This is a genomic window from Vibrio sp. STUT-A16 (assembly GCF_026000495.1).
GTDB lineage: Bacteria > Pseudomonadota > Gammaproteobacteria > Enterobacterales > Vibrionaceae > Vibrio > Vibrio diabolicus.
This window is the reverse complement of sequence record NZ_AP026765.1, coordinates 2,797,909-2,810,760: the sequence shown is the minus strand read 5'-3', so window position 1 is coordinate 2,810,760 and position 12,852 is coordinate 2,797,909. Positions and strand designations below refer to the sequence as shown.

Genomic DNA, 12,852 nt, shown 5'->3' with positions numbered 1-12,852 from the left:
ATTTGTCGTTAGTTTTCGGTTTGCACTACAGGTTGACGCGCGGGATGTTTGATAAATACCGCGACAACAGCCGCTATCGCTAATGCAAAGCAGTAGTAAGAATTAGCAACTACTTCAATTGGCGATAGGTTGAATACGGAACCTAGCAGCAACACTTGAGCGCCGTAAGGCAACACGCCTTGCACCACGCATGAGAAAATGTCTAACAAGCTTGCTGAGCGGCGAGGAGAGACATTGTTCTCTTCCGCCAACTGGCGCGCAACGCTGCCCGATACAATGATTGCGACTGTATTGTTCGCCGTACAGCCATTGACCATCGACACCAAGCCAGCGATACCTAGCTCGCTCGCGCGGCTGTTGGCATGCTTAGAGTGGCTAGAGCCAAACGCGTGGATAAGGCTGCTAACGAAATTGGTTAGGAACGCAAGACCGCCTTGACGACGCATCAGTTCACTCAAACCTCCAATTAGCATGGATAACAAGAAGATCTCTTGCATGTTACCAAAGCCTTTATAAACGTCTTGGGCTAGATTAGTCAGTCCGTAATTGTCAATCAATGCCAAGCTCACGCCGCCAGCCAAAAGGATACCAATCGACAGAACCACAAACACATTCACACCAGATACCGCTAGGATCAAAATAGTGATGTACGGCAAGACTTTTAGCCACTCAATATCGCCAGTTGCAGGCACTTGAGTCGCTGTACTGTTGAAAGCGAACACTGCAATCGCGATCAACGCCGCAGGCAAAGCAATACGAATGTTCTCTTTAAACTTATCTTTCATCTCACAACCTTGAGAGCGTGTCGCCGCGATGGTGGTGTCAGAGATGATAGAAAGGTTATCACCAAACATAGCGCCGCTCAGCACAACGCCTGCGGTTAACGGTAAGCTCATTCCTGCTGATTCAGCAATCCCCAACGCTACGGGGGCAACGGCTGCGATGGTACCCATCGAAGTGCCCATCGCTGTTGCGATAAAAGCAGAAATCAGAAAAATGCCCGGCAAAATCATGCTGGTTGGAATTGCGGATAAACCAAGGTTCACCGTTGCATCAACACCGCCAGAGGCTTTTGCTACCGCAGCAAAAGCACCAGCAAGCAGATAGATCATACACATTGCGATGATGTCTGGGTGGCCAACACCACGCATGAAGTGTTCGATTGAGCGGTTAAGTTTCTCTTTACTTAAAAGAAACGCAATGATGATGGCTGGTAATACCGCGATGGGTGCAGGCAGCTGGTAGAAGGCAAATTCAACGCCTTGCAAAGATAAGTAAGTGCCTACGCCAATAAACAGCGCAAGGAATACAATCAATGGGATCAGTGCGACCGCAGAAGGTGCAACTGTTTTAGTTGTTTGTTGGGAACCGGACATGTAAACGACAATGTTAATAATAAGAGAGAAGAGCAGACTAATATCACATTTACGCATTGTCAACGTCTAGACGTCTAAATGGCTGTTTAAATTTTGCACGTAAAGAAAAAGATAAAAGCTCGTATTACGTATCTCATTGATACCACGAGCTTTAGTTATGCACTAATGAAGGGACTGTCGTTATTGCATTGATTTGGCTTTTTTGCGTTTAATAATACCTAAAACCATCCACGTAAATAAGACAGCAGCAAATGCCCATACCAGATATTTGTATTCGGTGTACAGGTTGCTCAACACGCTTAAATGTTCAAATGCAAAGTGAGTTAACAAGCTGAATACCAATACCCAAACCGTCGCCGCGAGGGCGTTACCGAGCAAAAACTCTCTACGTGGCATTTTCGCGATACCGCATGCAAGAGGCATAAATTGCTTCATTCCTTCAATAAAGCGACTGACGACCAAGCACGTAGGGCCGTATTTCTGGATAGTCAGTTGAAGTGTTTGCATCTTCGGGCCAGAGATATAGCCTTTTTTATCCAACCAGCCTTCAAAGTAATAACCGATTAGGTAACCACAGGTATTCCCAAAAAAGCAGCTTAGCCACGATACCATCATAACCATACTTAGGTTCATGACTTGTTCTGAAGAGAGCAAAGATGCCGCGATCATCAGCGATTGACCAGGCATCGGTACACCTATCCCTTCTAGAAATATACTGACAATCAGCGCCAAGTAGCCGTATTGCTCAAGCAAAGGCTTCATTGACATGAGAAGTTCGTTAATGTGTTCCAAAAGCTTTCCCCTAATAAAAGCGGAACGAAGTTGGAGTGATACTCCGAATGTCCTACTGGGTCAATTCTTGTTTCTCACCGCTGAGAAAAACTGACATGCCTCTGATTATTGTGCGGAATCAATCTGCTGCTTGTTTTATTAGCCGCCACGCTCCCGTGTGGCGGCTAATAAGGCACACCATTATGACTCTTTAGCTTTAGTAAATGCGCCATACAAATCAAGGCGTCGGTGACGTAAGTTGGTTACTGAACCCTCGGTATTAAGTTGCTTCAACTTAGTCAAATCAACATCGGCGAAGATCATCATTTCGGTGTTGGCGCTTGCTTCTGTCAAGGTTGCATCGTGCGGGAAGTAGATATCCGACGGTGAGAATACGGCAGATTGTGCGTACTGGATGTCCACGTTATCAACACGAGGTAAGTTACCAACACTGCCACCGATTGCAACATAGCATTCGTTTTCAATGGCACGCGATTGGGAACAAATTCGTACTCGTTGATAGCCATTTTTTGTGTCCGTCCAGAAAGGAACGAATACAATTTGTGCGCCTTGTTCTGCTAACATTCTTCCCAATTCAGGGAATTCGCTGTCATAACAAATCAGTATGCCGACTTTGCCCGCATCGGTTTCGAAAACTTGAACATTGTCACCACCGTCGATCACCCAGTCTCTTTGTTCATGAGGCGTGATGTGGATTTTATATTGAGCGTTAATTTCACCATCTCGTTGCAGCAAGTAGGCCACATTATACAGTTTGCCATCTTCGATAACGGGCATACTGCCTGCAATAATGTTGATGTTGTAGGTGACTGCCATCTGCGAGAAACGGTTTTTGATCTCTTCTGTAAAGCTAGCCAAAAAGCGGATTGCTTCAACGGAATTTTTGTCGTTTTGCAAGCCCATCAGCGGTGCGTTAAAGAACTCAGGGAATAGGGCGAAATCGGCCTTGTAATTCGCAAGAGAAGAAATGAAGAACTCAGCTTGATCGAGCAAATCCTCCAGGTCATTCATCGCGCGCATTTGCCACTGGACGACACCAATCCGAATCAGTGTTTTTTCTACATCGTGTACGGATTGAATATCCTCTTCGTAGAAAAAGTTATCCCACTCCAGCAGTGTCGCGTAACCTTTAGAAGCGCTATCCTCTGGTAAGTAGCCGCGCATGATTCGTTTTACATCGAAGTCGTTAGCAAGCTGAAAAGACAAAATAGGGTCATGAAGCTCACGGCGTTTTACTTTGTCGATGTACTCTGCAACGCTCAGTTCATCTGCGTATTGGTGGTAATTAGGAATGCGACCACCGGCTAAAATGGCTTTGAAGTTCTTACTACGGCAAAGCTCTTTACGCGCATCATACAAACGTCGACCCAAACGTAGCCCTCGATAGTCCGGGTGGACAAATACATCGAGACCATACATTGCATCACCGGTTACTTGATTCTGTATGACGTTGTTTTCGGTAATGATGTCGGTATATAGGTGAGGAAGAGAAAAGCGGTTGTAGTCCACTTTAATGGTTAATGCTGCACCGACTATTTTGCCGTTATCTTCAATACAGATTTGGCCATCAGGAAACTGATGAATGAGATCCATAATAGTCAGCCGTGGCCATGAGCCGCCAACATCAGGAAACACTAAGTCCATTAGTTCTGCAAGCTCAGGGTAATCCGTTGGCTCAATGGTACGTAATGAGAGTTTGGGCGAATTGCTGTCCATATCTTTCAATCCATTTATCCTTTTGAAACAGTGTTAATGAGAATGCCACAATTTGGAGCAGACAGATACTGAAGTCTTTGAGTTGTTTTGGGTTACCAAAAGCATTTCAAGAAAACAATATTAGCTTAGTTTGCTCTTCAACCATTCGTAAAACGCCGCCACTTTCTTAGCCGATAGGCGATAATTTGGGATCATCACGTAATAACCATAACCACTCTGTAAAGATAGGTTGAGAATACGTTGGATATCCCCTCTTAAAATAGAATTCTGCGCCATAAAATCAGGAAGTAAGGCGAGTCCTTTTCCCATTTTGACGGCTTCGTAAGCTAAGTAAAAATGTTCAAAGCCTACAGAGTGATAGGTAACGGTTGATTCTACTGCATGTGCAGCCTTAAATTGCTCCCACAACTGAGGACGAGTGATTTGAGGTATCAACGGATAGTCGCTAACAGCGTGCACATTCTTGAGTGCAGGAGTGTTAGTACAACCGACCAATAGTAGTATTTCTTCGCATAGTAAGTGGCTGTATTCATAATGCGTGGACAATGGAAGACAACGAATATGCAAGTCGCTTTCACCGCTTGAACCTTTGACGTTCCCATCTCCGGTACAGATTCTTACACGGATATTGGGATGTCGCTGGTGGAAGTCATCAATATGAGGCACCAACCAAAGGCTAGCGAAAGAAGGAGTAACATCCACGGTGAGCAATTCTTGCTTTGAATCTGATTGGATTAAGTTGGCGGTTGCATTCTGAATAAGTTCTAGTGCTTCTGTGACTTGCGGTAGGTAGCGTTTTCCTTCCTCAGTTAACTCAATACCATTCGAGCCTCTTTGTATTAAAGGTAAACCCACTAGTTGTTCAAGCGCGGCAATTTGTTTGCTTACTGCGCTTTGTGTAATGCATAGGGCATCCGCCGCTTTAGAGAAGCTGAGGTAATTTGCAACCGCGACAAACGTCCTCAATGCTCGGATAGAAGGGTACTCACTGCCTTTTAACATACTTCAGTCCCATGGAGATAGCCTCTTCACAGAGTAGGAGATTTACCTATTGAAGCAAAGAGAGAAAAAGCCGATGTGTGATTACCTTCCTTACTCGTTCATAAAGAATCCAGACCAAAAATTAAGAATCCTAAATATAATGGGTATGTAAATAATTGATGATTGGGGTTTGTTTATTGATTTCTCCTATCTTTTGAAAAAACTACAAATAAAATAGAATGTTTTACATCATTAATATTTACAGAAATCTAATATTGTTTTCTCAAGGTAAATAAAACGGTATAACTTTTAGTTTTGTTGTTTTAATTTCAAAATAATGTCAATTTTTTATAAAGTAGAAAATGTTTTTCATTAAATTAAAATTGGCATTGCATTTGCTTTGTATAATTCGAACTTTCAATGGCACTTATATGAGGAGAACGAAATGAAAAGCAATGTTGTTACTTTGATTGGCCTTTTTTCTTTAGCAACGTTTAGTACTTTATCTCACGCAGCGGACTCCAAAGATCATGGTGTTTATGTCGGCGCCAATTATGGTTACTTAAAAGTTGATGGACAAGATGACTTTGATGATGACAGCGATGCTATTCAAGGCTTGGTTGGTTACCGTTTTAACCCTTACTTGGCGTTAGAGGGCGGTTACATTGATTTTGGTAGCTATGGTAATAACCTAGCAAATGCCGAAACGGACGGTTACACCGCAGCACTAAAAGTTACAGCCCCTATTGCTGATCGTGTCGATCTTTACGCAAAAGGCGGTCAAATGTGGTACTCGACGGATTACAACGTTGCGGGCTTCCAAGGCAACAAAGATGACGAAGGTGTATTCGCTGGTGCCGGTGTTGGTTTTAAAGTTACTGATAACTTCTTAGTTAACGCAGAATATATGTGGTACGACGTAGAACTGAATGCAGAGAACGTAGCGAATGGTGCAAACACAAAAACTGATTTTAACCAAGCATCGCTAGGTGTGGAATATCGCTTCTAATATTGTTAACCATGTTAAACCCAATAAAAATGCGAAGCTAAATGGCTTCGCATTTTTTTGAGCTCAATCTAGTTGAGGCTAATAGAGCAGTTTTTAGAATAATTTTTAGTGTCTTTTACTGTCACTCTACTATATTTAGAGCATTTCTAACATGACTGTCTAACCTTCTTACTAGTCTCGAAAAACAAAGTTTTATCACTCTATAAGTAATACTCGATAGGTCGATCGCTGCGCTACCTGACATTACATTCATGTGACCTAAAATACCGCGGACGTGTTCTGTATACTCGTTTTTTAGTTTTGAAATGTACGCCATAGCTTTAGCTAGTTGATCCCAAGCAGTAAGGCCTACGGTTGCTATTTGTTGTATTATATGACCCAGACCTGAAATTCTTAGTAAGGTCAAAATTGAAGAGACTATTTTACTTACCCAACCATCAGTCATTCGAGCATTATATCTATTGTTGAAGTCAAGAAATACGTTGCGTTCTAGGTAAGTTTGAGATTTGGGTTGTAGTGCCGACCACTCATTACTTGTAGCGGTATTGACATAACCCGGAACAGATTTTTTTCCTAGTCCATGAGCGCAGAAGTAGATGCCAGAACTTCCATCTAGCCGATACTCAATACCACCGTGAGTAAATGGCCAAAGAGGAGACATCGGAACTGGATCTGCACCATGAGTGCAGCGATATGAAGAATCTAACTCCCTTCTTGCGTATGGTTTAAAGCCAACTTTTGGTGCGCCAAAAGTATATAGGTGTACGCTATAGCCGTACTGACTCTTCACCCAATCTGCCGCTAATGAAGCAAGAGCACCACCTAAACTATGACCTACACAGTGTACTGCCTTCGGTGCTTTCATGTTCTTTTTCGAATAACCAGCGATGTATGCTGCAAGTTGTGGCTTTATCGTATTGAAGAGATTTACAAAACCTGCATGTACCCTGTAACCGGATGAGGTACCTGATATCCCAATGTTTCCATCGGTCATAATGTCGCCGATGTTTGCTTGAGTGCCTCGGAAGGAAAATACTAAAGTATCGGCAAACTCGCCCTTACCTCGACCTATCGCTACAAAATCTGATGTCATTCCACCAAATCCCATAAAGCCACTTGTCGTTCCTTTTTTGACATCATTCCTTAGATCAAATGTAAAAAACTTTGCTATATAACCACTAACGTTACGAACATTAGTTGCGAATACAGAATAAGGGATTTCTGCGATTCTAGATGATAGCTTTGGTGAGAGTGATTGCATTCTTTAATTTCCATATAAGTCAGAGTCAATATATCCAAATAAATCACATTGACTATTTACGTAGTAGTCATCGTTTTCGTCATCATCAATTGAAAAAGCAAAGTACTTAAGAGGGTTTGCTGCATCACAGACTAGATTAGCCATATTGTTTTTTACGTAATCCTCTATTTCATAGCCATCGAACGAACCTTCCCAAATAATAACGCTTTCATCAATATCTAGTTCTGTGGTTAAAACAATAGTTACATAATGTTCAATAAGCGGGATCTTAACGCTCTCTTTGTTCTCATACACAGGAGAAAATTCAAACCGACCACTGCTGTCAGTAAATGTTGATAAGTCTATTGATTTTCCTGAAGCGCTTAAACCAATACTAAGACTAACCTTTTGGTTATTAATCGGCTTCCCTTTTTTTGTTAGCACACCATTGATTTGTGGTGTGTATTGGTTAACTTTATCGCTATTCAATATACTCTCTCCAAAACTCATATTAATGCTCAACAATATGATTGTAATAAATCCAACTAAGTAATTTTTCACATCGAATTTTTTCATTTTAAAAATCTATAAATGTATATGTATTGTGTGTTTTTACAATATTTAATGTTAACTATGTGATTAGTACTGCATTGTCCTTGTAACTTGTGAATTTGAAAATTACATTTTTAGATTTATGTTTATCTACTTGACCGCTTTTTATTGGCATTAATAAAGTTTAAATCTGGAACACTCAGTCTTCACTAATCTTTGGTAGTTATATTATATTGGATTTTTGAGGCTTTCATCAGGTAATTTGGAAGCAAAATAAACGAGAGCTATCGAATGGTAAAGACCTCTATAAATACTAGGTTTCAGACAATGAAATCATATTGAAAATAGTTAATTAGTCGCTTGGTCAAGAGGTGTTTTTATTAATTTACATCGTAATGCTAGATTGACTTGATAATTTATGTTTCCGCCAATTGTGATAACCAAGAACAAAAGAAAAGGCTTATTAAGTATCTTTTGATGGTTAGTGATAAACCCAAATTGTTCAACTTTAACCCATCATAATTCTATAACTTAGATTTAGCACTCGTAGTTGTTGATACCCCAAAAACTTAGAACACTTTAAATCGAAGAGCATATAGTACACACTTTTTGGCCTTGAATGAGTTCTTCTGAACTTCCATGTGCTTTTGGTTGTGTATTTATGAGCGTATCGTCTGTTACTTAATACTCAACGAGTTTTTAAATCTGCGTACGTTCAGAGTTATGCAGCAATGCTCGTGAAAAGTTATCAGGTAGCATGAGTGCGTGAGAAAAGAAGACAATGTGGAAAGTGGATTGTTGATACAAAAAAGGCCACCCGAAGGTGGCCTTTTCCAAACGTTTGGTGGAGCTGGCGGGAGTTGAACCCGCGTCCGAAAACCGTTCATCATTGGTACTACATGCTTAGTCGATCTTTAATTTCGCCACCCACCTGCGAACCGACACGCTAATGAATGACTAGCCTGAATTAAAATTCGCCGTTCATCTCTCAGGCGGGAGAATCCGGGCTAGCGCGTTTGGGTTTGATCCCTCGTTATTCCCCGTCTTACGTGCGGAAGCTAGGGCGAGAGAGCTCTGAGCAGGTTATTAAGCTGCTAGTGCGTAGTTTTCGTCGTTTGCGACTATTTTTTTGCGGTTTGTTAACGAGGCCTACCGCACCTCGGCATGCACCTCAGACTTCTGAATTCCCGTCGAATCCTAAATCAGCCCCAGGTAATATTCGCATAGTAACAGAAAAGCATTGGCTGTCCAGTACTATGCGTTTAAGTGGTCAAGATTAACGCAGTGTACTCTTCATTACGCGTGCTTTCTCTCTTGCCCAGTCTTTTTCTTTTAAATCCGTACGTTTATCGTGCAGCTTTTTACCTTTTGCTACGCCAATTTTTAGTTTCACCCAAGAGCGAGACCAGTACAGAGAGAGCGCCGTTAATGTCATACCTTCACGGTTCACACGTCCGAATAGGTTGTCCAGTTCACGACGACTCATTAGTAGTTTACGCACACGTGTGGGGTTCGCCACAACGTGTGTCGATGCCTGATTTAAAGGAGTGATTGTCATGCCACTCACAAAGGCTTCACCGTCACGCATAAATACGTAACTTTCAGAAATATTGGCTTTACCTTGGCGAAGGGCTTTCACTTCCCAACCTTGGAGCTCCAAGCCAGCTTCGATTTCATCATCGATGAAATACTCGTGGCGAGCTTTTTTATTCAGCGCGATAGTATTGCTACCCGCTTTTTGTTTCGTTTTTTTCTTTGCCATAATAGCGACATTATACGGGTTGGATATCGGATAGGAAATCCTTTTATTTGCGCAATCGTGGAATAAAAGTAAAATTGGCAGGAGCTTTAAACCTGTACATGTATCGATAGGAGTATGTATGAAGCAAGTCAGCCGTTCTGCGCTTGTGTCTTTTAGTGCTGAACAGATGTTCAATCTGGTTAACGATGTTGCTAAATACCCTGAGTTTCTGCCTGGTTGCTCGGGCTCTAGAATCATTGAGTCTTCGGGTAATGGTATGGTGGCTTCTGTCGATGTGGCGAAGGCTGGTATCAGCAAAACGTTTACTACTTCAAATGAGCTGATCCCTGGCCAAGCAATTATGATGAACTTGGTGGATGGCCCGTTTAAGACGTTGCGTGGTGGTTGGATTTTTACCGCGCTAGATGAGCAAGCTTGCAAGGTTGAGCTAAAGCTTGAGTTTGAATTCTCAAGTAAAATGATTGAGATGGCCTTCGGTAAGGTTTTTAACGAGCTTACCAGTAACATGGTAAATGCATTCACTAAACGCGCAAAACAGGTCTACGAGTGTTATGAGTATTGAGTCAGATATGATTCACGTAGAGGTTGTCTATGCTCTTCCTCATGAACAGCGTGTATTTAATTTAGTGGTGAATAATCACGCAACGGTAGAAGAGATCATTCGACAATCTGGCGTGTTAGAGTTATACCCTGAAATTGATTTATCTAAGAACAAAGTGGGTGTGTTTAGTCGTAATGTGAAGTTAGATGCGACCGTTCGAGATCGAGATCGAATAGAGATATATCGTCCGTTACTCGCAGACCCGAAAGAGATTCGTCGTAAACGGGCGGAGCAGGCTAAAGCCGAGGGGAATGCAGACCCAGTCACCGGTGGTAAGCCTAGCTCTGTACGTAAGAATAAGTAGACTTAATATCAGTCTCAATGGATGGCGTCATTGATTCAAAGTGTGATTGCGCGATATCTAGATAATAAAAAACCTCTCATGTGAGAGGTTTTTTGCAAAAGCCGTTTACTGGATCTGCTCGTAAAATGCGTCACTTTTTGGGAAGTCACCACTGATATCTGCGAGTGTGCCTTGGTCGTTAAAGTTAACGATCAGGTCTTTTTGCACTGGATCACCGTGACCAGGAGTATGGTGATAAATGTAGTACCAAGTGTTTGGGTAGCCGTTTTCAATAAGCATTGGCGACCCTAGTACGAAGCGAACCTGTGCTTTAGTCATCCCAAACTTTAACTTATCTACCGCACTTTGTTCTACATAGTTGCCTTGGTTGATATCAATGCGATAAACCAGTTTTTCCAATACCGAACATCCTGTCAGCAATGTCATTGCTAATGGTACGGCAACTAACCACTTCTTTAATTGCATAATAATTTCTTAGTAACCTTTAAAATACTGCGCTGATAATAAACAAGCTCGACGCAGATGTAAAAAGCTATGCGTCGTATGATAGGAAATCTGACAACGAATTTTGAGTTGAGTTGCATTTATTGATTCTCTCACATGTATGTTTATGTCGATGAGCGATTTTCTATCCAGTTTAAGCGGTAACTAATGACAAATAGCCAAGTTATTGAGCTATGGGGTGGCACTGACCATTATTTCGAAAGGGAATCAGAACCCAAGCACTTTGATATGGTGATGGGGGAGGTAGAGTCACGGAGTAGTGTTCGTGACTCTATCTTTGAAAGAGCATGGCTAAGCGGCGATGAGGAGCTCTTTGGCGTTTGCAAGGGTAGAATCTGTAATTTGGCTACCTCCAAGTAGGCGAGCTAATTCTGCCACACGTTGTTGTTCATCTAATGCGTGCATTTGTGTTTCGGTTTGGCCAGCTTTTGTTTGTTTAGCCACGAACATTTGTTGATGGCCACAACCTGCAACTTGAGGGAGGTGAGTGACACACAATACCTGAGTAGACTCGCCAAGCTTGCGTAGCATTTTGCCGACTACAGCTGCTGTTGGACCACTAATACCGACATCCACCTCATCGAAGATCAAGCTTGGTGTATCCACTTTCTGAGCGGTAATCACTTGGATAGCTAATGAGATGCGTGATAGCTCACCGCCTGACGCAACTTTTGCTATAGGTTGCAATGGCTGTCCTGGGTTGGTCGATACTAAGAAGCACACACTGTCCATGCCAAGTGGTGATGGGTGCGTGTTTTCATTGCTGACTTCGATATTGAATACCGCTTTTTCCATGCTCAATTCGTGCATGCTTTGCGTGATCAGCTTATTCAGCTCTTTAGCGTAACGGCTGCGTGATTTGTGTAGTTTTTCTGCTTGGTTTAGGAAGCTTTGGTACTTTTGTTCCACTTCTTGCGCGAGTTCATCTAAACGTTCATCAGAGCAATCTAACGCTTCTACTTGGGCCAGAAGATCTTGGTGATGTTGGTATAGCTCTTCTGGCATCACGTGGTGTTTGCGAGCAACAGACATCACTTTAGAAAAACGTTCTTCTACATAAGCCATACGAGCAGGATCCACATCGATGCCATCTAGATAACTGCGTAATTCATTCTTCGTTTCTTCCAGTTGAATCATCGCTTCTGACAACATGTTGGGTAGCTCAGATAGCTTTTCATCTAACTCAGCTAGTTGAATTAGGGAGTGATTGGCCGATTGCAAAATACCAAGCGCATTGACTTCTTCACCTTCGTAAATAAGTTCGATGGCTTGCTGACAGGTAGTGGCGAGTTCACCACTATTGGATAGTCGTTTGTGCTCTTGCTCGAGCTCTGCAAATTCTTCTTCACCTAGCGATAACTCATTTAGTTCTTTGATTTGGTATTCAAGCAACTGTTTTTGCGCCTGGTTTTTCTGGCTATTTTCTTTTAGTTGCTTGAGGTTATTGTCTGCCTGACGCCAATGCTGGTAAGCACTTCGTGTGCTTTTTAGTAGGTTTAGATGACCTGCATATTGGTCGAGCATAGCCATTTGGTGTTCGCTTTTCATCAATTGGTGATGAGCGTGTTGCCCATGGATATTGATCAGCAGTTGCCCTAGAGATTTGAGTTGTGATAGTGGGACAGGACTGCCATTAATGAAGGCTCTTGAGCGACCTTCTTTTGTGATGATGCGACGCAAAATACATTCACTGCCATCAAGCAGATCGTTATCTTCTAGCCAACGCGTTGCATGTAGGTTGTTGTCCAGTAAAAAAGCGGCACTAACTTCGGTTTTTTCTTCACCTTGTCGAACCATGCCGGCATCGGCTCGTCCGCCTAAGCAGAGCCCTAAAGCATCGATAGCAATGGATTTACCCGCGCCTGTTTCACCTGTGATGGTGGTCATGCCCTTAGACAGCTCGAGTTGTAAAGACTTAACAATCGCAAAATTATTAACACTTAGATGAGCCAGCATTTTTATTTACCTGTATAACTGAATAATACTGTATAAGAGAACAGTATATACTGTTTCTT

General features: G+C 42.3%; 12 protein-coding genes and 1 other RNA gene. 3 read left to right on the top strand and 10 right to left on the bottom strand.

Annotated elements, in window-relative coordinates:
• Window positions 1-8: 8 nt before the first annotated feature.
• The 4 genes from OO778_RS13380 to OO778_RS13365 form a co-directional block, all read right to left on the bottom strand.
• A complete protein-coding gene (locus OO778_RS13380; RefSeq protein ID WP_074191301.1) occupies window positions 9-1,376 on the bottom strand; it encodes a Na+/H+ antiporter NhaC family protein in 1,368 nt (455 codons plus the stop codon).
• 180 nt (window positions 1,377-1,556) lie between these two features.
• Window positions 1,557-2,144: a DedA family protein gene (locus OO778_RS13375; RefSeq protein WP_074190960.1), complete on the bottom strand. Its 588-nt coding sequence runs from the start codon at window positions 2,142-2,144 to the stop codon at window positions 1,557-1,559.
• 204 nt (window positions 2,145-2,348) lie between these two features.
• Window positions 2,349-3,884, bottom strand: coding sequence for a bifunctional GNAT family N-acetyltransferase/carbon-nitrogen hydrolase family protein (locus tag OO778_RS13370; RefSeq protein ID WP_005391488.1), 1,536 nt, complete (start codon window positions 3,882-3,884; stop codon window positions 2,349-2,351).
• Window positions 3,885-4,004: 120 nt separating this feature from the next.
• A complete protein-coding gene (locus OO778_RS13365; protein ID WP_074190961.1) occupies window positions 4,005-4,886 on the bottom strand; it encodes a LysR family transcriptional regulator in 882 nt (293 codons plus the stop codon).
• A gap of 424 nt (window positions 4,887-5,310) precedes the next feature.
• Between OO778_RS13365 and OO778_RS13360 the strand changes: the two genes are divergently transcribed.
• On the top strand, window positions 5,311-5,874 hold the full coding sequence (locus OO778_RS13360; protein ID WP_005391484.1) for a porin family protein: 564 nt from the start codon (window positions 5,311-5,313) through the stop codon (window positions 5,872-5,874).
• Window positions 5,875-5,995: 121 nt separating this feature from the next.
• Here OO778_RS13360 and OO778_RS13355 read toward each other — a convergent pair whose 3' ends face one another.
• From OO778_RS13355 to smpB, 4 genes are all read right to left on the bottom strand, one after another.
• The gene (locus OO778_RS13355) at window positions 5,996-7,135 is read right to left on the bottom strand and encodes a lipase family protein (protein WP_005391480.1); all 1,140 of its coding nucleotides are present in this window, start codon (window positions 7,133-7,135) and stop codon (window positions 5,996-5,998) included.
• Between the two features lie 3 nt (window positions 7,136-7,138).
• Window positions 7,139-7,690, bottom strand: a complete 552-nt coding sequence (locus OO778_RS13350) for a DUF6795 domain-containing protein (protein WP_226977485.1) — start codon at window positions 7,688-7,690, stop codon at window positions 7,139-7,141.
• Window positions 7,691-8,508: 818 nt separating this feature from the next.
• Window positions 8,509-8,876, bottom strand: a transfer-messenger RNA (tmRNA) gene (gene ssrA, locus OO778_RS13345).
• A gap of 66 nt (window positions 8,877-8,942) precedes the next feature.
• Window positions 8,943-9,428 (bottom strand): SsrA-binding protein SmpB, encoded by a 486-nt coding sequence (smpB, locus tag OO778_RS13340; protein ID WP_005391476.1) that lies wholly within the window; start codon window positions 9,426-9,428, stop codon window positions 8,943-8,945.
• Window positions 9,429-9,546: 118 nt separating this feature from the next.
• On the opposite strand from smpB, the gene OO778_RS13335 reads away from it, so the two are divergent.
• Complete coding sequence (locus OO778_RS13335) at window positions 9,547-9,990, top strand: SRPBCC family protein (protein WP_005391473.1); 444 nt, start codon at window positions 9,547-9,549, stop codon at window positions 9,988-9,990.
• Entirely contained in the window at window positions 9,980-10,333 is a 354-nt protein-coding gene (locus tag OO778_RS13330) for an RnfH family protein (protein WP_005391471.1), read from the top strand. The genes OO778_RS13335 and OO778_RS13330 overlap by 11 nt, the downstream gene beginning before the upstream one ends.
• Before the next feature lie 105 nt (window positions 10,334-10,438).
• Here the strand turns inward: OO778_RS13330 and bamE are convergent, their stop codons facing one another.
• On the bottom strand, window positions 10,439-10,798 hold the full coding sequence (gene bamE / locus OO778_RS13325) for an outer membrane protein assembly factor BamE (protein ID WP_005391468.1): 360 nt from the start codon (window positions 10,796-10,798) through the stop codon (window positions 10,439-10,441).
• Between the two features lie 330 nt (window positions 10,799-11,128).
• Entirely contained in the window at window positions 11,129-12,793 is a 1,665-nt protein-coding gene (gene recN / locus OO778_RS13320) for a DNA repair protein RecN (protein ID WP_005391466.1), read from the bottom strand.
• Window positions 12,794-12,852 lie beyond the last annotated feature (59 nt).